Genomic DNA, 23,899 nt, shown 5'->3' with positions numbered 1-23,899 from the left:
GGCTGGCGGGAATAAGCAAGAAATAGCGCAACAAAGCAAATAGAGAACAATACTTAAAGCCATGACACAGAGTGAGCGCGATATTTCCGCTGCACTGTGGCATGGCTTTTTATAGTTGCTGCTATTCCCAAGGGATCTTGAATTAATCCCTGATGCTCACTCCGGCAAATCGTTGCCAGCCGCTGGTTTCTTGGCGGCTTCTTCAACATCTTCGGGTGCATGGGGCAGGCCAAGCTCCTGTTCGCGTTCGGCTTGTTTGCGGTGGGCGATGCGGCTGCTGGCGGCAGCGGCTACAGCGCCTACGATGTCATCCAAGAACGTATGGATCTCTCCGGTCGTTTTGTCATTGAGCCGTTCGAGCACTCCGGGCTTCAGTTTATCTACATAACCATAATTGGTGAAGCCGATGCTTCCGTACACATTCACGATGGAAAAAGCGAGGATTTCATCGACGCCGTATAATCCTTCATCGTTCTCAATCATGTCCTGCAGCGGGGTAAGCAGCTTGCCTTCCTCTGCCAGCACATCCAGCTGGATGCCGGTCAGCACTGCATTCTGCACTTCACGTTTGCTGAGCACCATCTCAACGTTATGGACACATTCCTCCATCGTCAGATTCGGATAATATTTCTTTTGCAGGAGCATGACCAGCTCGGCAATTTCTGTAACGGTCACTCCGCGTTTGTGCATCCAGACTTTAGTTGCTTCCGCAACGGCCTTGCTGTTGAGACTGTAAGGGATTTTTGCATCAGCCATCATCTGTCACCTCATAGTAAGTAGTAGTTTTATTGCCTCTTATCATTTCCTTTTCTTTCCCTTCGAAAAAATCTGAAGGTAGTGAGATTGTACAGATTCTGGCAGTCAATGTCCAGCAGGTGCACTGTTTCTGTGAAGTGGAAGTGAAGTGATTTCCCTGCCAATTACTTTCCGGCCAACAATTTAGGATAAGCTGTTGTTATTTTTTGGACAGAGGGCTCGTATACATAGCAGTACAATCTGGTATTAAGCCTTGAAAGGGGTAATTATTGATGAAACATATGAAGCAAATCCGCAATCTTTCGGCGGTTTGTCTGCTGACGGTTCCACTTGCATTGTCCGGCTGCGGTCTGTTTGGCTCAGAGTCGGCAGCGGTTGATCCGCCGCCGGGAGAAGTTGAGGCGCAAATGCTGGAGGTTAGCGGAACTACCGAGCTGGATTCCGGGGTGTTTGCACCGCTTGCCTCGCAAGAAAAAGAAGCTGTAGCTGATAAGGATGCCGAAGCAGCCGCACCAGCAGAGGCCGGGGAGCGGACAACCGTCTTTCTCGAAGATGGCAACGGATTGCTTGTCCCTGTATCGCTTAGCCTGCCGAAAGGCGAGAGCTCTGCCATGCTGAAGGATTCGCTCACGGCACTGGTCAGCAAGGGAGCCTACGCCTCGTCTTTGCCGGAAGGTTTTCAGGGTGTGCTTCCTGCCGGTACGGAAGTGAAGAGTGTCTCCGTGGATAAAGATAAGCTGGCCGTTGTCGAGTTCAACTCTACCTTTAACGACTACGATCCGCTGGAGGAGCGCAAAATTCTCGAAGCAATTACCTGGACATTAACCGGCCAGGAGGGCATTAAGGGCGTGCAGCTCTGGGTGGAAGGCAAGAAATTGACGGAAATGCCGCTGCTCGGCATCCCGCTGGACCGCGCGCTGACACGCAGCATGGGCATTAATCTGCCGAAGCATGGAACACCGCTGATGAATTCCAGCGCAGTTACGGTTTATTTTTCCGCTGCAACCCCTGATGGCGTTCATCAGTATTATGTGCCTGTAACCCGGTTTGTACCCGCGGGAGAAGAGCCGCTGAAAGCAGCCTTGAACGAACTGATTGCCGGGCCGGAATCCGGAAACGGCCTTGAGATGGTAATGACCCAGGAAACCGTGCTCGACTCGGTGAAAGCGGGGCAGAATGGTGTAGTTACAGTCTCTTTGACCGACGATATGTTTGCGGACAGCAAAAATGTTCCCGATGAGTTTCTGGAATCTGTAGTGCTGACAGTCGCGCAAAATGCCGAGGATGCTCCCGTCCAGATTCGCCTGAACGGCAAGGAGACAGTCACCGGAAGCAATAATGTTGATTATGGCAAGCCGGTTTCCGCTCCGGAATATGTGAACGAGCTGCCGTTATAAAATGTGTCCGGAAAGCTGAAAAGATGCTTTTGTGCCTACTCTTTGGTAGAATAAAGTTTGCCAAGCAGAAACGGATAACGTCCTTACCGGGATGTTATCCGTTTCTGCGGAAATCTAAGAATGCAGGAAGCACACTAAACTTTAGCTACACAAAGATGCAGGAGGCAGAAAACATGAGATCAAACGGACGTAACGACGACGGGCTCCGGCCGCTGACAATAACAACCCAAACGAATAAATATGCGGAGGGTTCCGTAATCATTGAGATGGGGGACACCAAAGTTATCTGTACGGCAACAGTGGACGAGAAGGTCCCGCCATTTCTTAAAGGACAAGGCAAGGGATGGGTGACCGCCGAATATTCCATGCTTCCCCGGGCCACGCAGACACGCAACCAGCGTGAAGCGGCGCGCGGCAAGCTTACCGGGCGGACGATGGAAATTCAGCGTCTGATTGGCCGGGCGCTGCGTTCTGTTGTTAATTTGCAGGCGCTCGGCGAGCGCAGCATTACGCTGGACTGTGATGTGATTCAGGCGGACGGAGGCACACGGACGGCTTCCATTACGGGTGCTTTTGTAGCGATGGCCTTTGCTATCAACAAAATTGCGCTCCAGCACAAGCTAAGCGTATTCCCGATTACGGACTATCTGGCGGCAATCAGCGTCGGTGTGGTTGGCGACAAAACGCTGCTGGATTTGAACTATGAAGAGGATTCCAAAGCCAAGGTCGATATGAATGTGGTCATGACGGGCGGAGGCGCTTTTGTGGAGGTGCAGGGCACCGGCGAAGAGCGGCCGTTCACCCGCCAGGAGCTGGATCAGCTGCTGGGCTTGGGCGAGAAGGGGATTTACGAGCTGATCGCCGTGCAAAAAGAAGTGCTTGGCCCCATTGCCCTCAAAATACCGTCCGGCCAGCCGGGTCAAGAGGTGTAGCATGAACACCGCCAGCGGAATTTTGATTGTTGCGACGAAAAATAAAGGCAAGGTGCGCGAATTCCAGCATGCTTTTGCACCGCTTGGGCTAGAGGTCAAAAGTATGTTTGATTATCCCGCTCTGCCGGATGTAGTGGAAGACGGGGTTACTTTTGCCGAAAATGCGCTGAAAAAGTCAAAAGCCGTAGGCGATGCCTTGGGACTGCCCGTTCTGGCGGATGATTCCGGTCTTTGTGTGGATGCCATTGACGGCAGGCCGGGGGTCTACTCGGCACGTTATGCGGGTGAAGGCGCAGAGGACGGTGAGAACAACCTTAAGCTGCTGAACGAGCTGGAAGAACTGAAGCAGGGCGAGGATACCGGCCAGCCGCTGCTCAGCACGGCCCGGTTCGTCTGCGCGTTATCGCTGTACGATCCTGCAAATGGACAAGAGCTTACCGCTGAAGGTTGGGTAGAGGGCTGGATTACCTCTGAGCCTGCCGGCGGCGGCGGGTTCGGCTATGACCCGCTCTTTTATCTGCCGGAATTTGAGAAAACAATGGCGGAGCTGACGCTGGAAGAGAAACAGCAGATCAGCCACCGGGGGATGGCACTGCGGCTGCTGACTGAGAAGCTTGCAGCTTCCCGCCAGTAAGAGCCAGCAGGACAAATTAATACTGATCCGATAACATTGCGGCAGGTAAATTGACATGCGATAAAAAATGTCGCAAGAATAAATTCCTCCTATACGTTAAGTAAAAACAACCTGTCCGCGAATTTTGCAGACGGGTTGTTTTATTATTACCCTGATAAACCTACATTTGAAACCGTTTACACCAAAAAGAAAGATTATTTCTTTTTTATTTATTTTTATGAAAAAATACTTCATTATTTTTCCTTTATCTGCTATACTCCTAAGAAAGAGAGGGCTGAGTGAGAAAAGGTAACATGATTAAGGCTCTCGTCTTATACCACTATCAAGGGGGATTTTGTGTGAGAACAAACAGATCAGGCTTTATTCTGTCACTGCTAGTCGTGATGGCGCTGTCTATGCTGCTGGCCGGCTGTGGAGGGAATGGGAATACTCCTGCTCCAACCACTTCTGCGAATGGGGCAGAACCTTCTGCTGAACAGACCGATACTCCCAAATCGGAGCCTGTCACATTGGAATTTTGGACGATTGCCCTTCAGCCCACCTTCAATGATTATTTCAATGATCTGATTGCGAAATACGAGGAAAGTCACCCCGGTGTAACGATTGAATGGAAAGACTACCCTTACGATGCCATCTCACAACGGCTGCTGACGAGCACAGCCAGCGGCAAAAGCCCCGATGTAGTGAATCTGAACACAGAATTCGCGAGCCAGCTGGGAAGCAAAGGTGCTTTGCTGAATCTTGCGGATCATCTTACAGCGGAAGAAGCAGGTTCTTATTTTGAAGGGATCTACAACTCTACCGTGTTTGACGACAAGGCCTATGCGCTTCCATGGTATACAGGCACGGAAGTTCTGTTCATGAATAAAAAGCTTGTGGAAAAAGCCGGTCTGGATCCGTCCAATCCGCCGAAAACCCGGGATGAGCTGATTGAATGGGCCCGTCAGGTTCATCAAAAGACCGGAGCCGCCGGATATGCGCAGCAGCTCATATCCAAGCTGTTTCCGATCGATGGAATCTCCATTTTGAATGAAGACAAGACGGCCGCAGCCTTCAATACGCCGGAAGCTGAAGCCATGATCTCCAAAATGCGCGATCTAATGAAAGAAGGCGTGGTCCTGAAGGAAGATGCGGATTTCACAAAGCAGATCCAGTATTTCTCCGGTGAACAGGTAGCCTTCCAGCTGTCGGGTCCAACCTTTATCAACTTTATCAAGACCTCGGCGCCGGAAGTATATGCGAACACGATTGCAGTTCAACTGCCTACAGGCAAAGCCAACCTCCGGCTCTCTAATTCCATGGATCTGGTTGTGCCGCAAAAGTCGAAGAATCCGGAGCAGGCTGTTGAATTTGCAGCTTTCGTGACCAATGCGGACAATCAGACCGCCTTCTCCAAGGTTGCCAATACGTTGCCATCATCCAAAGCTTCCATTACAGATCCATTCTTCACCCAATCTGACGGCACGCTTGAAGCGGAAGCCAAGGTTGTCTCATCGCAAAGTTTGGATAAGGCCACCGATTATATGGTCGGCGTTCCAAGCGCCTCCGATATCAACTCCGCGCTTGCCCGCGGACTGCAGGAAATATTGCTCAACGGGGCAGATATCAAAAAAACGCTGGATGCTGTGGAAAAAGAAGTGAATGGAATCATTAAACAGGGTTCATAAACCGCTTAGAGATGCGGGGAGGCGCTGTCCTCCCCTTTATATGTTGCAGTACAGAGGGAGGGAGGAATATCGAATGAAGAGATGGGTACGTTCGGAATCTTTCAGCGCTTGGGCGTTTATGACGCCGGGCCTTGTGTTTCTCGCGATTTTTACATTTTGGCCGATCCTTTACGGAATTCCGCTTGCATTAACCGATTATTCGGTCATTGCCGAGACTCGTTATGTAGGCTTCGAGAATTTCACCAGAGCCTTTCAGGATCACAATTTTACCGTCTCGTTATGGAATTCGCTGGTGTATGTCCTTATTGTTCCGATTATTCAGGTCATCTCCATTCTGATGGCTATTCTCGTAAACAGCCGTCTTCCGGGTGTGAAGATGTTCAGGGCGGCTTATTATATTCCGGTTGTGACTTCGATGGTTGCAGTTGCGCTCATCTGGAGCTGGCTGCTGGGCAACAATGGGGTGGTTAACTATCTGCTCATCCAGGCTGGAATCATCGACGGGCAGGTCTCGTGGCTGTCGAGCAGCAGCACCGCATTGTATGTCCTGATGTTTATCACCATGTGGAAAGGTCTCGGTTATTACATGATGCTGTATCTGGCAGGTCTTCAGGGTATACCCTCAGATTTGTATGAAGCGGCCAGAGTGGATGGGGCGGGTCCCCTGAGGCTCGTTGTGCATGTGACGATTCCACTGCTGAGACCTCATATCCTGTTTTGTACGCTGATCTCGATTATGGGGGCGGTCCGGGTATTCGATGAGGTATACATTCTGACCAAAGGCGGGCCGGGAACCTCGACGCTGACCTCCAGCGTGTATATTTTTCAAAAGGGACTGGAGCAGTTCAACTTCGGATATGCATCCGCGCTTGGTCTGATAGTCAGCGTTATTATAGGGGCGCTTAGCATTCTGGTGTTCCGCTTTAACCGGAAAGGCGGGGTGAATTCATATTGAACACAACGAGCAGATCATTCAAACAGCTGAAAAATGGAGTCCGTTATTCCGTCATTTACCTTCTGCTAATTTTGCTGGCCCTGTTCATGATGGGCCCTTTCCTCTGGCTGCTCAGTGTGTCACTGATGCCCGGCAGAAATGTGTTCTCCAGCCCGCCGGCCATTCTGCCGACGTTCATTGATTTTGATAACTACGTGCAGGTCTGGCAGTTCATGTCCTTTCCGCGCTATATTACGAATACGGTCATTATTGCTGTACTTGGGGTGGTGTTTAATGTTCTGCTGGCCAGTACGACGGCGTATCCGCTGGCAGTCTTTCATTTCAAAGGCCGGAATTTCGTGTTCACCCTATTGATCGCCACCATGATTATTCCCTCCTCCACAGCAATGATTGTGCATTATCTGACCATTCAGGCTTTTCACCTGGGCAATTCCTATCTGGGGGTTGTACTTCCAGCCGCTGTGTCGGTATTCAATATTTTTCTGATGCGCCAGACCTTTCTGGGCATTCCGTCGGATATCAGGGATTCAGGGAAAATGGACGGCGCTTCAGAGCTCCGCATCTTCTGGCAGCTCGTTCTGCCGCTGGTCAAACCGGGGATTGCCGTCATTGTGCTGCTGGAAGTCATGGCGTTCTGGAATAACTTCCTGTGGCCGATTGTCATCCTGGATGATCCCGAGAAATATCCGCTGGCTGCCGCGCTTACGTATTTGAACGGCCAGTTTTCGTATAACTTCGGCTGGATTGCCGCAGGGACGATGATATCGGTCATTCCTATTATTGTCGTCTTTCTATTTACACAGAAATATTATATGGAAGGTATCGCAGGTGCGATCAAAGGTTAAGAACGGATCCCGGCTGACCCTGCAGGGGGATTCAATGATCAGATAGAAAGGATGACGGGTAAGAATGGCGAATTCATACACAATCGCATTTGTGCCGCTGGATGAGCGGCCCTGCAATTACGAGTTCCCCCCTCTGTTGGCTAGGGGAACAGATTTTGAGGTGCAGCGTCCCCCGATGCAACTGATGGGACTGAAGAAACGTCCCGGAGATGCGGACGGATTATGGAGATGGTTTGAAGAGGCCTGTTCCCAGGCGGACGGTGCAGTGGTCGCTTTAGATACATTGCTGTACGGAGGGATTATCCCCTCCAGACTGCATCTCTTGCAGCTGGAGGAGCTTGCCGCAAGGCTTGATAAACTGCGGGATCTCAAACGGCTGCACCCGAAGCTGGTCATTTATGCATTTCAGCTTATTATGCGCTGCCCGCAGTATTCGCTGTCCGACGAAGAGCCGGATTATTATGCCGATTGGGGCCGGGAAATTTTCCGCAAAGGTTTTATTGGCCACCGCAAGGAGCTCGGCAACGCATCAGGAGAGGAACTGGAGGAGCTTGCGGAGATTGAAGCCCGGCTTCCGCAGGAAATACTGGATGATTACCTCGCACGGCGCAGCATCAATATTGAAGCGAATAAACTGGTGCTGGAGCTGGTGAAGGAAGGTATTATCGAGTTCCTGATTTTCCCGCAGGATGACTCGGCACCCTTCGGGCATACAGCCAAAGACCAGCAGAAGGTCCGCGCGCGGATTACGGAGCTTGATTTGGAGCTTAAAGCCTATATGTACCCCGGTGCAGACGAGGTGGGCTGCACGCTGCTGGCACGGATGATTAATAAAACTACAGGATCAGTGCCGCTCATTTATCCGAGGTTGTCTTCGGTGCAGGGAGCATTCGTCACCCCGTTGTTCGAAGACCGCTTTTTCTATGAAACGCTGAAGTATCAGATCACCGCCGCAGGAGGCCTGATTGCTTCCAGTGCCCAGGAGGCGGATCTTGTGCTGCTGCTGAATACGCCGGGAGAGACAATGATGGAAGCGGTATCGCAGCATCAGTCTTTTTTCAGCTATGATGTGTACCGGAACCTGATGGAGCTTGTGGAATACGGCGACTATATAATGAAACATAAAGGCAAGCCCGTTGCCGTTGCCGATGTCGGCTATGCCAATGGCGGTGACCAGAAGCTGGTCAAAATGCTGCGGGAAAAGGAAATGCTGTTTGAACTCGCAGGTTATGCCGCCTGGAATACAAGCTCCAACACGCTGGGGACGGTCATTTCACAGGCTATGATCTATCTGCATTACGGGCGTACTAAAGAGCATTTGGACTTCCTTGGTCTCCGGTATGCCGAGGATGTATGCTATTGCTCAGTCGTCCGCGGGGAGCTTAGCGAGGGTCCAATCCAGGAGCTGGGCTTCGGCAAATATCTGCTTGACGGGCAGCGGGGAAAGGCCTCGGCTCTGGTTGAACAGCGACTGCGCCAGGAGTTGGCTTCAAGAATTGATAGTCCTGGGGGAAAGGTAGAGATTACAGACTGCTACATGCCTTGGAACCGGATGTTTGAGGTAGGGCTCTCCGTTCGCTTTGTGCCAGCCGAGGAATCCAAGGAACAATAGACTACTAGAGAGAGGGTGGGGACCCTGAATACGATATTGCAGAAGCTGCGTCATGGACTAATCGTATCCTGTCAGGCGCTTCCGGGTGAACCGCTGCATGGTGCTGAAATCATGGCACGCATGGCAGCTGCCGCCGAGGAAGGAGGGGCTGTAGGCATCCGTGCAAATGGCTCCGCAGACATCCGGGCGATCAAAAGCGCCGTCTCGCTGCCGGTTATCGGTATTATCAAGAGGGATTATCCGGGTTCGGAAGTATATATCACACCAACACTAAGAGAAATTGACGAACTGCTGGAGGCCGGGGCCGATATGATCGCCTTTGATGCGACAAGGCAGAAGAGACCGGGAGACAGCACCTTGGAGCAAATCGTCGCTTTTCTGCACCGGAGCGGCACGGCTTCGATGGCCGACATTTCGATTCTGGAGGAGGCTGTCCATGCAGAAGCTCTGGGGGTCACCTGCGTCTCGACCACACTCTCGGGCTATACGCCGTATTCCCTGCAGCAGGAAGGGCCTAACTTTGAACTGCTGCAAAGCGCCGTTGATCGTTTGTCCATCCCGGTTATTGCGGAAGGCAGAATGAATGAACCCGCCCAGGTGCAGCAGGCTCTGGAGCTTGGAGCTTATGCGGTAGTTGTGGGTTCAGCCATTACAAGACCCCAGCTGATTACCGGGCGATTTATGGCAGCAATTAGAAAGGTGGCTGTTAACGATGGAAATGACGGATCGGATTAATACGTATTATCCTTCCATGACCAAATCGGAGCAGAAGGTGGCCAGTTGTGTGCTTGAGCATCCGGATAATATCATCTATTTTTCGGTTACGGAGCTTGCGGATTTTGCCGGCACCGGTGAAACCACGGTCATGCGCTTCTGCCGCAAAATCGGATTTAAGGGTTACCAGGATTTCAAGCTTATGCTTGCCCAAGGGCTGCCAAAACAGCAAGCCTTGTCCGGCCGTGAAGGCAGAGACGGGGATTATCCGACGCATCTTTACGAATCAATGGTTGATGTCCTCCAATCCAGCCTGAGCATGCTGGACCGCGGACAGCTTGAAGAATCCGTTAATCAAATTGATGCGGCGCGCCATGTGCAGTTTTTTGGGGTAGGCTCATCGGCGATTACCGCACTGGATGCCAAAAATCGCTTTCTGCGTATCGGCAGACGGGTTGAGGCCATAGCGGACAGCCATATCCAGTCGATGATGGCAGTAACGATGGGCAAAGGGGATATCGCCTTCGGCATCAGCGTTTCCGGAAGCACTCTGGATACCAATGATATGTTAATGAAGGCGAAGCAGAACGGGGCGAAGATCATTGCCATGACCAACTACGCGAAGTCCCCCATCGCGTCTATTGCTGATATCGTTCTTCTCACTGCCGGTAAAGAGTCGCCTCTGGAAGGCGGGTCCATCGGTGCGAAGATCTCCCAGCTGTTCATTATCGACCTGATCTGTGAAGGATTGGAACGAAGGCATACAGATGAGACGAAGAACATGAAGGAACGGACGGCAAGAGCTGTCATTGACCGTATTTATTGAGGGTGCAGCCGCAGCCTCAATACATCTGGCTCTCCATCGAAAGATACGAGAGCTAAAGGGAGGGATGCGAGGATGAGACGGGTCATCGGTGTGGATATCGGAGGGACGGCCGTTAAAGGGCTGGTGCTCGATGAGATCGGAAACGTATGGGCGGAAGCCAGTCGCGATACGGAAGCATGGCAGGGCCGGGAGGCAATACTCGGCAAGCTGAATGCTGTGGTCCGCGAACTGCTCAAGGCCTGTCCTGTTCAGGCCATCGGGATTGCTTCGGCAGGCAGAGTAAATACCGACACGGGTGAAGTGGTGTATGCCACCGATAATTTACCCGGATGGCAGGGGCTTCAGCTTGCCGGTTGGGTGGAGGATACCTTCAAATTGCCTGCAGCCGCCGATAACGATGCGAACGCCGCACTGCTGGGCGAGGCTTGGCAGGGAGCCGGCCGCGGACGGCACAATCTGGTCATGCTCACGCTGGGTACCGGAGTAGGCGGAGCGCTTATGACCCAGGGCTTGCTTAACCGGGGAAAGCGCTGGAGCGGCGGAGAATTCGGGCACAGTGTCCTGTTTCCCGGCGGCCGGCTCTGTAATTGCGGCCGCCGGGGCTGTGTAGAGCAATACGTCTCGGGTTCCGCGTTGCTGCGGCTCGGAAATGAACTGACAGGCCGGGCGTATGAACATGGAGCGGAGCTTATGAGCGACGCACGGCGGGGTGATCCAGATGCCCTGCAGGTTCTCGAACACTACACCTCTGATTTGGCAGTAGTCTTGGACAATATTGGAGCTACGCTCGATCCGGAGCTTATCGTGATTGGCGGCGGGGTTATTCATGACCGGGATGTCTGGTGGCCGCTGCTAAAAAACAGGCTGAAAGGCGAGGGACTTTCCGGCATCCTTGCAGCGGCGGAGCTTGGGAACCGGGCAGGCTGCTTCGGCGCGGCCAAGCTTGCATTGGATTGCTTCCGGCAGTTGCCGGACGGATATGAGGAGGAGGATACCGCATGACATTTGGACAAGTGAAACAAAGTGATGTGATCATCATCGGCGGGGGCCTTGGAGGAACTGCCGCGGCTCTCGCCGCAGCCAAGGCAGGGTTGCGCGTCATTCTAACCGAGGAAACGGATTGGCTGGGGGGACAGCTGACCTCGCAGGCGGTTCCGCCGGATGAGCACCGCTGGATCGAGAACTCCGGCAGCACGGCTACCTACCGGGAGTTCCGCAACAGGGTGCGGGAGTATTACAGACGGAATTATCCGCTTACGGAGTCTGCCAGAAACAATCCGCTGCTCAATCCGGGGAACTGCTGGGTTAGCCGGCTTGCCCATGAGCCGAAGGTTGCACTCAGCGTTCTGCACGAAATGCTGGCTCCGTATGTACATTCGGGACGGCTTGAAGTGCTCTATTATACGGTTCCCGTTCATGCTGAGACGGCAGGCGATGAGGTCACGGCGGTGACGGTCTTACATACCGTGAATGGAACCGAGATCAAGCTTAAAGGGGCGTATTATCTGGATGCGACGGAATGCGGCGATCTGCTGCCGCTTGCGGGGGTGGAGTATCGAAGCGGCGCTGAATCACGTCATGAGACAGGGGAACCGCATGCGCTGGATGAAGCGGACCCGCTCGATATGCAGTCGATTACCCATGTCGCTGCCGTCGATTATGTACCAGGCGGCGATTTTACGATAGAACGTCCTGAGGACTATGACTACTGGCTTCAATATGTGCCTTCCTTTTCAATGTATCCCATTCTCAGCTGGTACGCCTCCGATGCCAGTGATACGACGAAGCTGAAGCAATTCACCATGTTTCCCAATGAAGAGGGGATTGTATCGCTGTGGGATTACCGGAGGATTGTCGATCCTGCGGTCTGGAGCCTGCCGCTCAATGACGGTGAAGTCACCCTGCTGAACTGGGCGCTGAACGATTATTATGCCGGTCCGCTGATCGGAGTGCCTCCCGGGGAACGGGAACGGCATTTGAAAGGAGCCAGGCAGCTGACGTTGTCACTTGTCTATTGGCTTCAGACGGAGGCGGCCCGACTGGATGGCGGGAAGGGGTATCCGGGAGTGAGGCTGCGGGGAGATGTACTTGGGACAGAGGACGGGCTTGCGAAGTCTCCCTACATCCGTGAAGCAAGAAGAATCCGCGGACTCTACACGGTGACTGAGCTGGATGTGAGCAAGGAGCTGCGCGGTGAAGCGGGACCTATGCGCTATGAGGACAGTGTGGGCGTTGGGAGCTATCATCTGGATCTTCATCCCACGACCGTATCCCAGCGCACGTTCTACATTCCCAATCATCCGTATGAAATTCCGCTGGGCTCACTGATCCCTATTCGCGTCACGAACCTGCTTCCGGCCTGCAAAAATATCTCAATGACCCAGATCGCAAACGGCTGCTACCGCCTTCATCCAACCGAATGGAATATTGGTGAAGCTGCGGGACTTCTGGCCTCTTACGCCATTACAAATAAAGTTCTGCCGCGTGAGGTTCATGGATCGGATGACCATCGCAAGGCTTACCAGCAGCTCTTACTAGAACATGGCGTCCAGCTTCACTGGAGTGATACAGAGCTGGAAATGCAGTAGGTGACAGGATAATCGCATCTGGTGGCAAAGGATACCATCAACTCTTGAACTGTCGGAGCGTAAGGGAACGCCTTTGTCACCGGAATTCTAAACCTTCCTCAAATAGGGGACAGAGGCACAGTTATTGCTGCCGAAAAAACTGGAAATTAGATGATATTCCCCCCTGACTATGGAAATTTCCCCCTAGCTTAATCTTGTGCTTTATATGACAATAAGATTGCCTTCATCCTTCTTATGTTATGAATCCTCCTATTCCATGTACACCATCCCTCCCAACTATTTTGTAGGCATAAGCATTTGCCCGGACAACATTACCGGGATTGCAACCCATGAACAGCAATACAAGATTAAGAGCACAGATTATTTTATCTTGCGCTTTTTTGTGTGCTTAATCTACCATCCTGATCTCATGAATCTGATAGAGACACTGGATGAAGGTGAATCCGAACCAGGAGGTGACTTTGGGGAGCTTTGCCTGTAAAGAGGACTGCTATGCATTGAACCGAGGAGGTAAATGGAAATGAGGTCGACAAACAGCAGATTTCGTAAAACCTTTGTGCTTGGTATGGCCGTTGCTCTTGTGATTGCACTCTTTTCAACGATAGGCACCAGTGTCAAAACTGCAAATGCGGCTGCGGGCTACAAGCTCGTCGGTTATTATGCTTCCTGGGCTGCCTATGGGCGAGCCTACAACGTAACGGATATCGATCCCAGTAAAATGAATGTAATCAACTATGCGTTTGCCGATATATGCTGGAACGGGGTTCACGGCAATCCTGACCCGAGCGGACCCAATCCGGTCACCTGGACCTGCCAAAATGAGCAAGGCCAAACGATCAGTGTTCCGAATGGAACGATTGTGCTGGGTGATCCCTGGATTGATGCCCAGAAAAGCTTTGGGGATGACAAGTGGGATGATCCGATTAAAGGCAACCTGAAGCAGCTATGGAAACTGAAAGAAAAGAACCCGAATCTTAAAACGGTGATATCCATCGGCGGCTGGACCTGGTCGAACCGGTTCTCGGATGTTGCCGCTACGGCAGCGACCCGTGAAGTATTCGCAAATTCCGCAGTCGATTTCATCCGCAAATATCAAATGGATGGTGTCGATCTGGACTGGGAATACCCGGTCAGCGGAGGCCTTGCAGGCAACAGCTACCGTCCGGAGGATAAGCAGAATTACGTACTGCTGCTGCAGAAAATCCGTGAAAAGCTGAATGCGGCCGGAGCCGCTGACGGTAAAACCTACCTGCTGACCATTGCCTCTGGTGCAAGTCCTGCCTACGTTCAGAATAACAACCTTAGCGGCATTGCTGCTGTTGTCGACTGGATCAACATTATGACCTATGATTTCAACGGCAGCTGGAACACGACTACAGGACACAATGCCCCGCTCTACTATGACCCGGCAGCAGCCTCATCAGGTCTGACCGATCCGGCGAATTACAATATCGACAAGGCTGTCACAAGCTATCTCGCAAGCGGAGTCCCGGCGAATAAGCTTGTCCTGGGCATGCCGTTTTACGGACGCGGCTGGGGTGGTGCGCCGAGTACAGGAAACGGGCAATATCAGGTGTCCGCCGGTATTTCGTCCACAGGCACATGGGAAAAGGGAAGCTATGATTTCTATGATCTCGAAGCTAACTATATTAACAAAAACGGCTATACCCGCTACTGGAACAACACCTCAAAAGTTCCTTATCTCTACAATCCGTCTACACAAACCTTCATCAGCTATGATGACGCCGAGTCCATCGGCTATAAAACCAGCTATATCAAAACCAAAGGCCTGGCAGGAGCGATGTTCTGGGAGACCAGCGGCGACCGCAACAAAACACTGCAAAACAAGCTGAACACCGATCTGGGCGGCGGAGTGGTGCCGACGCCAACACCGACTGCAACGCCAACAGCCACAGTGAAACCGACATCAACGCCAACGGCTACACCGACTCCGACACCAACACCAACAGCTACTGTGAAACCAACACCAACGCCTACTGCTACTGTTACCCCGACGCCAACTGCAACACCGGGGCAATGTACAGCGGCGGCCTGGAACGCGGCAACCATCTACACCAAGGGCCAGCAGGCTTCCTATGGAGGTGTGCTGTATGAAGCCCAGTGGTGGACACAGGGGGAACGCCCTGATCTGAGCGGTGCATTCGGGGTTTGGAAAGTGATTGGCACCTGCGGCAACACTACGCCAGCGCCAACGGCTACAGCAACGCCAGTACCAACGGGAACACCCGTGCCAACAGCTACAGTAAGCCCGACGGCAACGCCCGGGGGATCTGCCTGGGCAGCAGGAGTGGCCTATACAGCAGGCGATAAGGTAAGCTACAGCGGCAAAACGTACATCTGCCTGCAGTCGCATACCTCGCTGCAAGGTTGGGAGCCGGCAGTAACGCAGGCTTTGTGGCAGCTGATCTAGCACTAAATTCCATCTGAACAGTAAAAAAAGCTTGCGGAGAAGGCTGCGCCTCGATCTGCAAGCTTTTTTTATTATGTCATAATCACCAGCAGAATTACTTCACCGGATCGAATGCAGAAACAGCGGATTTACCAGCCCCGTCTTCCTGTATAATGTGGGAAATATGTGGATTTTTATGAAGAAGGCTGATTGTGGTGCTCATAACCTTCCATCCGCTGAAATATAATGAAAAAGCATGGCTGTGTCCCAGCCCTGATAAAACTAATGCAACGCTATGCCGTTTTTTTCGTTATAGTAGTATATAGCGGAAGGTGGTGGATTCACCGATGGAGGCTTGGATAGTTTGGTTGATTACAGCCGGCGTTCTGTTTGTGATTGAAATGTTTGCGCTTACTTTTTATCTTCTCTGGCTCAGCATTGGTGCTCTGGCGGCTGGTCTGATCTCACTTGTGTTTCCTGAGGCGATTTTGCTGCAGGTGGTCGTCGGTTCATTGGTTGCCCTCGTCCTAACCTTTTTCACCAAACCTCTGGTCGCGAGATTCCGCAACTCACGGGGATTTAAGGATACAGGGACGGAGATTGTCGGAAGACAAGGTATTGTCGTCGAGCCGATTGCGCCGGGACAGTACGGGCAAGTCAAAGTGGGTGGTGACACCTGGAGCGCAACCTCGGTTCAAGCTCTGGGCAAAGATCAGGCAGTCCGTGTCATCCGAAGAGGCAACACGATTATCGAAGTAGAACGATGGGGGGATAAGTACTAATGGAATGGGCAATTATCGGTATTGTTATTGCTGTCGTCGTCGTTTTTATCGCGCTTACGATCAAAATCGTACCGCAGCAGCGGGTAGGGGTTGTGGAGCGTCTCGGTAAATTCCACCGGCTGCTTACACCGGGTCTGAATATTCTGATTCCGATTATTGATCAGGTGCGGACCTACCATGATTTGCGGATTCAACAGGCCAATGTGCCGCCGCAAACCGTAATCACCAAGGATAACGTACAGGTGCAGATCGACACGATCATTTTCTATCAGGTCGTTGGTCCGGAAGAAGCGACTTATGGAATTTCCGATTATGTATATGGTGTGCGTAACATTTCCACAGCTACGATGCGGCAGATTATCGGGAAGCTGGAGCTGGATGAAACGTTGTCCGGCCGGGAAAAAATCTCCTCGGATATCCGCCTGGCTCTGGATGAAGCGACTGAAAAGTGGGGCGTGCGGATCGAGCGTGTGGAAGTTATTGATATCAAGCCACCGCTGGACATTCAGGAAGCGATGGATAAGCAGATGAAGGCGGAACGCAGCAAGCGGGCGATTGTGCTGGAGGCGGAAGCCGCCAAACAGGATATGATCCTGCGTGCTGAAGGGGATAAGCAGAGCAAGATTCTGAAAGCGGAAGGCGATAAGGAAGCGCGTATCCGTCAAGCGGAGGGGTTCCGCCAGGCGCAGGAGCTGGAAGCACTGGGCCAGGCCAAAGCGATTCAGGCGGTCGCCGAAGCCGAGAAGACGCGGATCGCACTGATCGCCAGCGCAGGGCTGGATGAGCGTGTGCTGGCTTACCAATCTTTTGAAGCGTTAGGCGAAATCGCCAAGGGACCGGCCAATAAGGTGTTCCTGCCGACCAGCGCCGTTGAAACGCTGGGCAGTCTCGGGGCTATCGCCGAGGTGTTCAAGGCGAGCAAGGAGAGCAAATAAACGGAAGCGGATTAGACAATTGCGGCACATTCCGTTAAAGTAAAAGCAAAACTTAAGCGTAAGCTTACGAAGCCAGTTTTGCTTCGCGAAACTTTAAGGAGACGATACTGTGACGCAAAAAGAAATTTCTCCGCTGGTCGAAGCGCTGGGGCTGCAGCCTCACGTTGAAGGCGGATGGTACAAAAGACTTTGGAAATCATCCTTTGATATCCCGCAAGAAACACTGGGAAGCAGCTATTCGGGCTCCAGAGCCTCAGCTTCTTCGATTTATTTCCTGCTTCATCCGGGTGAAACCTCGGAATGGCACACGGTGCTGTCCTCCGAAATCTGGCTGTGGCATTCCGGCAGTCCGATTGTGTTAAGCCTTGGAGGCAGCGGTGACAAGCCGGAGGATGTTACCGAGGTTATCCTGGGTCTCGACATCGCCGCCGGCCAGCAGCCGCAGGTGGTTATTCCGGCGGGAGTATGGCAGGCGGCCCGTGTGCTCGGCGACGAACCAGTGCTGGTCTCCTGCATCGTATCTCCAGAATTCCATTTTGACGATTTCAAGCTGATCGACAAATAAGCGATTTCTAAAATAAGTGCAGACTGTGAACGCAGACTGCACTTATTTTTTGATCAAATATAAGCATCTATATGCTTCATGCTATAAATTATCCTTCTATTTCTCGCTGAAACGGATACCGTCCTTTTGAGGACGGCGAAGCCGCTTTCACTTGTATTTTACCGGCGCAGAGCGGTATTTTGGCCTGCGGGAGCAATCTGCTATACTGATTTTGGTCATCGGCTGATTATGCGGCCTCTTTTAAGGTTAAGGTAGTTAGATCAATATCATTAGGCTTGGAGGGTTAACGATGAGTGAATTGAACGGACCGTTTTCGGGTGGACCTACATTAAATGACGGAGTAACTATGCCGTGGCTGGGACTGGGCGTGTGGCAGACCAAAGATGGCGAGGAAGTTATCAACGCGGTGAAAGAAGCAGTGGAAACAGGCTATCGCAGCATTGATACGGCAGCTGGATACAATAATGAAGAAGGCGTCGGACAAGCCATCCGTGAATGCGGAGTGCCCCGGGAGGAACTGTTCATTACGACCAAGCTGCGCAATCCTGATCAAGGTTATGAATCTGCATTGAAAGCATTTGAAGTAAGCCGCCGCAAGCTGGGGCTGGATGTAATTGATCTGTATCTGATTCACTGGCCGGTCGCCGGCAAGTACCGGGAGAGCTGGAAGGCGCTTATTCATCTGCAAAAGGAAGGTTTCGTGAAATCCATCGGGGTGAGCAACTTCCAGATCCATCATCTGCAGGATATTATCGACGATACAGGTGTGGTGCCTGTGGTCAATCAAGTGGAGTTCCATCCGCTCTTGACCCAGCGCGAGCTGCTGAAATATACACGCCAGCATGACATTCAGCTGGAGGCCTGGAGTCCGCTGATGCAGGGCAATCTGGATGTGCCGCTGCTTAAAGAGCTGGCCGGCAAATATGGCAGAACTGTCGCTCAAATTGTACTGCGCTGGGATCTGCAGCAGGGTGTCATTACCATTCCCAAATCGGTTCATGCAGAGCGGATCACAGAGAACGCCAGATTTTTCGACTTCACGCTTAGCGACGATGACGTTAAGGCGATTGAGAACCTGAACCAGAACCACAGGTTCGGTCCGGACCCGGATAATTTTAATTTCTGAGCAAGCCTCTTACAATAGGAAACTACAAACAGCAAGCCTCCGGATGGGGGCTTGCTGTTTGTAGTTATTGGCTGACCAGACAGCAGAGAGCTTAGCGGTCATTTACCCGATAGAAACGTTATACTTGCGCAGCCACAGGTTAACCTGGGCGAGATAAGCGAACAGCTGCGGGCCGGACATCAGCTGGCCGAACCAGGGCAGATTGCTGGAGGATTCGGGAGAGGCAGCGATTTCACGGATCTTGGCTGCATCAATCAACGGCAGGATGGGCGAAGTGGAATCATCCAGAATGCCCAGCATCTGAGTCCGAACGGCATTTAAATAGGCCGGATTATGGGTTTTGGGGTAAGGGCTTTTTTTACGGTAGAGCACATCATCCGGCAGGATGCCTTCGAGTGCTTTGCGCAGAATGCCTTTTTCCCGGTTGCCTACGGTTTTAATTTCCCAAGGGATGTTGAATACATACTGGACCAGCCGGTGGTCGCAATACGGCACGCGGACCTCCAGTCCTGCACCCATGCTCATCCGGTCTTTACGATCCAGCAGTGTCGGCATGAAGCGGGTGATGTTAAGATAGGACATTACGCGCATCTGCGCCTGCTTGCCGGTCTCGCCTTCAAGCTTCGGCACCTCCGCTACCGCATCGCTGTATCTGTCACCTAAATATTCCAGTGGACGTATCCATTCCCCCACTTCCGGCGACAATAGACCTGCACGCATTTTGGGGGCTACCGACCAGGGGAACGTGCCGGAAGAGAGCATCTCGTCCCGGTGGAACCAGGGATACCCGCCAAAAATCTCGTCCGCCGCCTCGCCGGAAATGGCCACGGTCGCGTTCTTTTTAATCTCACGGCAAAATAGATACAGCGAAGAATCCACATCCGTCATTCCCGGCAAATCGCGGGATTCAAGGGCATTGTCCAGCGCCGTTACCAGCTCTGGTGTATCAAAGGCTACATAATGGTGATTCGTGTTCAGCTCATCAACCATCCGCTTAATCCACGGACCGTCTGCGCCGGGCTGAAAGGTGTGGCTTTTGAAATGTTTATCGTTGTCGACATAATCGACGGAATAGGTATCCACCCGGCCTTGGCCGGTGCGGTTGTAATAATCCACAGCGAGCGCGGTCAGCGCGCTGGAATCGAGCCCCCCGGACAGCAGGGAGCAGACCGGAACATCGGAAACCAGCTGCCGCTCCAGTGTATCCTGCAGCAATTCACGCACTCTGGCGGCTGTTTCTTCTTCATTTTCCGTGTGATGATTGCTTTCCAATTTCCAATATGCATAGCTGCGCAGGCCTTCCCGGCTATAAATCATGGCATGACCTGGACGAAGCTCGAATATATCTTTGTATACCCCATGTCCCGGAGTGCGGGCCGGACCGATGATGAAGATTTCCGCCAGTCCTTCCGGTCCTACCTTCGGTTGTACCTTGGGGTGCTGGAGCAGCGCTTTGGGTTCGGAGCCGAAGACAAAAACATCGTCCACCCGGCTATAGAACAGAGGTTTCACACCCAGGCGGTCGCGTGCCAAAAATACCTGGTCCCGCAGGCCGTCCCAGACGGCAAATGCAAAGATTCCGTTCAACTTCCCGGTGCAGTCCGGTCCCCACTCCATATAGGCGTGCAGCAGAACTTCGGTGTCGCACTCGGTGAGAAAATGGTGTCCCCGCTGTTTCAGTTCCTTTTTGAGCTCGGGGGCGTTATATAATTCGCCGTTGTACACAATAGCGTACACCTTATCGTCATGGCGGGCGATCATAGGCTGTGCGCCGTTCTCGGGATCGATAACGCTAAGTCTGCGGTGACCGAAGGCACAAGGCCCTGAAATCCAGGTTCCGGCCGCATCCGGCCCGCGGTTGCCCAAGGTTTCAGTCATTTTTACGAGCAGTTGCGAGTGCTGTGTGAGGTCGCCGCGCCACTGGATAAATCCGGTTATTCCGCACATGATGGTTCATCCTCTCTTTTGTGCGATTGTTGTCCAAATATAAGAATTTAGCATAAACTCCTTTAAGGATGGCACAGCCGTATCCTCTTGTTTCTTTTTTGCCAAGTAATACAGATATATGCCGAAGGAAGGGATAAAATGTATGTCCTTATCCGAACACTAAGGGAGAGGGAAATTTGCCAGGAGGGATGGATGACAAGTGTATTATATTAAAGACGCCAAAATCCGCAGAATGACCGAATATGACGGCGCGCCTTGTGCAGAAGTGGGTGTATTGCCGGGAGCTGTAGGCGATTCCGCACTTTTGGTGTACATTGTTGAAGACCAGCGCGAGGAAGGTTATGAAATTGTGCGCATTCTGACGAATGACGCAAATACTGCGACCGATTGGTTTGATAACAATTTGCATGACGCTTTTCAGGATGTGACGGCCAGTGCTTTTACTGGCAGTATCATTATGAGCCCCGAGGATGAACGCTCCAAATTCCAGCGCGAACTGCTTATCTTCGGCGACTTGAAAAAGCAGCTGGAACAGCATTTCCACAAGTGACTCCTGAAATCCGGCGATTGGATGCGGCAAAACTGCCGCAGTCTGCCCCGGGGGTAGAACGGATTGGGTGAGCGGCTGACCGCCGCTGATTCTGCCCCGGGGACAGAAATGCTGTGGGAGGGTGACTGGTGAGGATAGGCTGATCTGCTGTGCTACCGTTGCTGTTTCGCCGCATTTTAGTAAATTATATTGCTGCAGCCTTGAAAAAAAATCTGAATGCGGTATAATAGAGAACGTTGCGTGAATACATATGTTTTAGGAATTAATTACTTCACTTTTGTCCCGGTAGCTCAGTTGGATAGAGCATGCGCCTTCTAAGCGCACGGTCGGGGGTTCGAATCCCTTCCGGGACGTCACACATAACAGCCTTCCTTCGGGAAGGCTGTTTGTGCGTCTGGGGGGGAGAGAAACCTGTGGGGGGCGTTGGAGCATCCACCGCAGTTGCGAACAACTGAAGTTTAGTTGTATTTTGTGCAGCTAAAAGTGCTCATAATCGGGAGCGAAGTAACTTAATTGCACTCTATACATTTATATTTGTCCATATCCCTCCCAATGATGAATTGGGAGGTTTTTAGCTGTACCGCATACAACTAAATCCCATGAGGAGTGATTTTCTTGGGTTTTAGCTGTACACAGTGCAATTAAGCTTATATCTCAGTGATGAAGTGATATCCGTGCTTATTGCATAGACCGGCTTGCTCTTGATTAATACCCGCTCTACAGTCTGCTACTTCCTCGGTTACATCCGCTCCGGCTTCGGCAGGCCAAGCACCTCAAGCACTTCGCCGAGCGTTTCCTGGAATGTCGAAGTAAGCCAGAGACGGAAGCGGATGGTGGATGGATCCCCTTTGAGAATCGGGCAGGCGGAATAAAAGTTATTGAACAGCGAGGCCAGAGTATGTGCGTAGTTGCAGATTGTATTTGGCGTCAGCTCGATGCTTGCGCTGTATAAGGTGTCTTGCCAGATGATGAGATGTCTCAGCAGGGCAAGCTCCGCTTTGTCCAGTGGGGCCGGGAAATCCGGCACCGCAGTTGGTTCTGATGCCGCATCCGCTGCCCCATCCGCCGCCGTATTTACCGCCATTGCATCCGTCTTCAACGTTGCAGCTGCCGCTGCTCCCAATACGGCTCCTGCTTCCATTCCAGCGGCTTTACTGAGCACACTGCCCGCACGTGCATAGGTATACATCAGGTATACGCCGGTATTGCCGGAAATCTCGGTCGCCTGCTTGAAATCAAACACAATCTCCGTCCCCAGATTGAAACGCAGCAGATAGTAACGGATTGCAGCTGTGGCGATCAGCCGGCTGGACAGGCCGTTTTTGTCGGAGCGGGTGGCTTCAATGGTGTTCTCCATGAGCTGCACCAGCTCGGTGACCTTGATGCCGATGCCCTGACGGCCGGACATGGCGTAAGAGGTTTTGCCGTCCGAGGTATCGATCCCCAGTTCAGCGGCGAAAGCCGGACTAAGAGAAACCACGCCATAGCTTACATGATGAAGCTTCTCGGCTTGCCCGGCATATCCCAATACCTCTAAAGCCTGCTTCACCATCGCCTGCGGATACTCCTGTCTGTAATCAATAACGTTAACCACCATATCTGCCTCTCCAAAAGGCATCTGCTGTCCACTTGGACCCGTCGTCCAAATGCCTGCATTAAACTCGCTGTAGGAGAAGTTTTTGTCCAGCAGTCCGAATTTCCAGAGATGATAGGCAATGTCCTTGGCGGTGTAGGTTAAAATCCCGTTCGAGCGCACCAGCACCTTATCTTTTTGATGTTCCTCTGAATCCGCCCCTGTGCCTTCTGTTGCCGATTGCTTCAGAATCCAGCATCCCTCCAGCTTGCCCTCGGTTTCCTGAACAAAAACGGCCGTCTGTTCCAGCAGCGCAAAAGCAGAGGACCAAAATCCCTCTTTTAAAATACTGCTCTCCCACACCAGCAAATCGTAGGTGATGCCGAAGTTTTTCATTTCCTCAACATGCTCTCTCACAATCCGTTCAGCCACAAGGCTGCCGAGCCAAGCGGTATTGCCGTTCCCTTCTTCCAATGCGTGGAGAATCTCCGTCCGTTTATGGACCGTCTCAGGATGCAATGCGTATTCCTTATTGATTCCGGCGTAGATATCCCAGCAATAATCACCGAAGCGGACATGTTCACCCGCGAGCGGCACATTCATTAGCCCGACCACCGTATCTGCCAGCTGATTGCCAAGGTCATCCACATAGTTGTGCACTTCCACGTTGTAACCTGTTTTTTTCAAAATCCTAACCAGCGCATCTCCAATACAGGAGTTTCTCAGATGTCCAATATGCATCGATTTATATACATTGACGTGACAGGAAACACTTGTTTGTATTCATTACTTCTCATATGTTTATTACTGCAAATTCGACAAAAATACTATATACTCCCTTTTTATTTCAAATGCACAAAAGGAAGCTATTCCTGAATTTTGAATGGTGTCAAATAAAGACTATTAAAAAAGGGGGAGGGTTATGGCTGTTTCGAATACAGGACCAATCGAAAATAACGCATGAAGTCCTCCATAGAGAACAATCTGATTCGTCCGAAACAAAGTAAATCATTGAGTGAAAGGAGAACGATAGTTGAATCAAACAAGGAGCAGTTCCAGGGCAGAGCTATTCCTTGTTTTCATTA

Annotated in this window: 19 protein-coding genes, 1 tRNA gene and 1 pseudogene; 18 read left to right on the top strand and 3 right to left on the bottom strand. The window is 51.9% G+C overall.

The features are described 5' to 3' along the window. Window positions 1–156 precede the first annotated feature (156 nt). Window positions 157–756, bottom strand: coding sequence for a phosphatidylglycerophosphatase A family protein (locus ACQ76X_RS13525; protein ID WP_438494696.1), 600 nt, complete (start codon window positions 754–756; stop codon window positions 157–159). A 272-nt stretch (window positions 757–1,028) separates the two neighbouring features. On the opposite strand from ACQ76X_RS13525, the gene ACQ76X_RS13520 reads away from it, so the two are divergent. The 16 genes from ACQ76X_RS13520 to ACQ76X_RS13445 all read left to right on the top strand — a co-directional run bounded on the left by ACQ76X_RS13520 (window position 1,029) and on the right by ACQ76X_RS13445 (window position 18,744). After that, entirely contained in the window at window positions 1,029–2,153 is a 1,125-nt protein-coding gene (locus ACQ76X_RS13520) for a GerMN domain-containing protein (RefSeq protein WP_438494478.1), read from the top strand. 173 nt (window positions 2,154–2,326) lie between these two features. Then, entirely contained in the window at window positions 2,327–3,085 is a 759-nt protein-coding gene (gene rph, locus ACQ76X_RS13515; protein ID WP_038595913.1) for a ribonuclease PH, read from the top strand. Window position 3,086: 1 nt separating this feature from the next. Further along, a complete protein-coding gene (locus tag ACQ76X_RS13510; RefSeq protein WP_438494476.1) occupies window positions 3,087–3,719 on the top strand; it encodes an XTP/dITP diphosphatase in 633 nt (210 codons plus the stop codon). 338 nt (window positions 3,720–4,057) lie between these two features. Continuing rightward, complete coding sequence (locus ACQ76X_RS13505) at window positions 4,058–5,386, top strand: ABC transporter substrate-binding protein (protein ID WP_438494474.1); 1,329 nt, start codon at window positions 4,058–4,060, stop codon at window positions 5,384–5,386. A 73-nt stretch (window positions 5,387–5,459) separates the two neighbouring features. Then, the gene (locus ACQ76X_RS13500; RefSeq protein WP_438494472.1) at window positions 5,460–6,341 is read left to right on the top strand and encodes a carbohydrate ABC transporter permease; all 882 of its coding nucleotides are present in this window, start codon (window positions 5,460–5,462) and stop codon (window positions 6,339–6,341) included. After that, entirely contained in the window at window positions 6,338–7,186 is an 849-nt protein-coding gene (locus ACQ76X_RS13495; RefSeq protein WP_341095915.1) for a carbohydrate ABC transporter permease, read from the top strand. Before ACQ76X_RS13500 ends, ACQ76X_RS13495 begins: the two co-directional genes overlap by 4 nt. Before the next feature lie 64 nt (window positions 7,187–7,250). Further along, a complete protein-coding gene (locus ACQ76X_RS13490; protein WP_438494470.1) occupies window positions 7,251–8,798 on the top strand; it encodes a DUF4127 family protein in 1,548 nt (515 codons plus the stop codon). Between the two features lie 24 nt (window positions 8,799–8,822). After that, the gene (locus ACQ76X_RS13485; RefSeq protein WP_379146024.1) at window positions 8,823–9,533 is read left to right on the top strand and encodes an N-acetylmannosamine-6-phosphate 2-epimerase; all 711 of its coding nucleotides are present in this window, start codon (window positions 8,823–8,825) and stop codon (window positions 9,531–9,533) included. After that, the gene (locus tag ACQ76X_RS13480) at window positions 9,511–10,338 is read left to right on the top strand and encodes a MurR/RpiR family transcriptional regulator (protein WP_438494468.1); all 828 of its coding nucleotides are present in this window, start codon (window positions 9,511–9,513) and stop codon (window positions 10,336–10,338) included. Before ACQ76X_RS13485 ends, ACQ76X_RS13480 begins: the two co-directional genes overlap by 23 nt. A gap of 72 nt (window positions 10,339–10,410) precedes the next feature. Beyond that, window positions 10,411–11,340, top strand: a complete 930-nt coding sequence (locus tag ACQ76X_RS13475; RefSeq protein ID WP_438494466.1) for an ROK family protein — start codon at window positions 10,411–10,413, stop codon at window positions 11,338–11,340. Next, a complete protein-coding gene (locus ACQ76X_RS13470) occupies window positions 11,337–12,926 on the top strand; it encodes an FAD-dependent oxidoreductase (RefSeq protein WP_438494464.1) in 1,590 nt (529 codons plus the stop codon). Before ACQ76X_RS13475 ends, ACQ76X_RS13470 begins: the two co-directional genes overlap by 4 nt. Before the next feature lie 520 nt (window positions 12,927–13,446). Continuing rightward, window positions 13,447–15,357, top strand: coding sequence for a glycosyl hydrolase family 18 protein (locus ACQ76X_RS13465; RefSeq protein ID WP_438494462.1), 1,911 nt, complete (start codon window positions 13,447–13,449; stop codon window positions 15,355–15,357). Between the two features lie 326 nt (window positions 15,358–15,683). Then, on the top strand, window positions 15,684–16,118 hold the full coding sequence (locus ACQ76X_RS13460) for an NfeD family protein (protein WP_342437014.1): 435 nt from the start codon (window positions 15,684–15,686) through the stop codon (window positions 16,116–16,118). Then, on the top strand, window positions 16,118–17,053 hold the full coding sequence (locus ACQ76X_RS13455) for an SPFH domain-containing protein (protein WP_341095903.1): 936 nt from the start codon (window positions 16,118–16,120) through the stop codon (window positions 17,051–17,053). Before ACQ76X_RS13460 ends, ACQ76X_RS13455 begins: the two co-directional genes overlap by 1 nt. Window positions 17,054–17,162: 109 nt before the next feature. After that, window positions 17,163–17,618 carry a cupin domain-containing protein gene (locus ACQ76X_RS13450; protein ID WP_076110749.1) on the top strand — a complete coding sequence of 152 codons (456 nt, stop codon included), beginning with the start codon at window positions 17,163–17,165 and terminating at the stop codon, window positions 17,616–17,618. A gap of 289 nt (window positions 17,619–17,907) precedes the next feature. Continuing rightward, the gene (locus ACQ76X_RS13445; RefSeq protein ID WP_438494460.1) at window positions 17,908–18,744 is read left to right on the top strand and encodes an aldo/keto reductase; all 837 of its coding nucleotides are present in this window, start codon (window positions 17,908–17,910) and stop codon (window positions 18,742–18,744) included. Between the two features lie 102 nt (window positions 18,745–18,846). Here the strand turns inward: ACQ76X_RS13445 and asnB are convergent, their stop codons facing one another. Further along, window positions 18,847–20,691 carry an asparagine synthase (glutamine-hydrolyzing) gene (gene asnB, locus ACQ76X_RS13440; protein ID WP_438494458.1) on the bottom strand — a complete coding sequence of 615 codons (1,845 nt, stop codon included), beginning with the start codon at window positions 20,689–20,691 and terminating at the stop codon, window positions 18,847–18,849. Window positions 20,692–20,890: 199 nt separating this feature from the next. Here asnB and ACQ76X_RS13435 point away from each other — a divergent pair, with 199 nt between their 5' ends. Both ACQ76X_RS13435 and ACQ76X_RS13430 read left to right on the top strand, forming a co-directional pair. After that, a complete protein-coding gene (locus tag ACQ76X_RS13435) occupies window positions 20,891–21,241 on the top strand; it encodes a hypothetical protein (RefSeq protein WP_038595886.1) in 351 nt (116 codons plus the stop codon). A gap of 279 nt (window positions 21,242–21,520) precedes the next feature. Continuing rightward, window positions 21,521–21,594 (top strand) — tRNA-Arg (locus tag ACQ76X_RS13430). Window positions 21,595–21,980: 386 nt separating this feature from the next. On the opposite strand, the pseudogene argS reads toward ACQ76X_RS13430, so the two are convergent. Next, window positions 21,981–23,573: pseudogene (argS, locus tag ACQ76X_RS13425) on the bottom strand (arginine--tRNA ligase domain-containing protein); the annotation flags it as partial. Window positions 23,574–23,899 lie beyond the last annotated feature (326 nt).

Source organism: Paenibacillus sp. IHBB 3054 (genome assembly GCF_051594305.1).
GTDB lineage: Bacteria > Bacillota > Bacilli > Paenibacillales > Paenibacillaceae > Paenibacillus_AQ.
The sequence above is the reverse complement of the archived record's forward strand: the minus strand, read 5'-3'. Positions and strand labels throughout refer to the sequence as shown.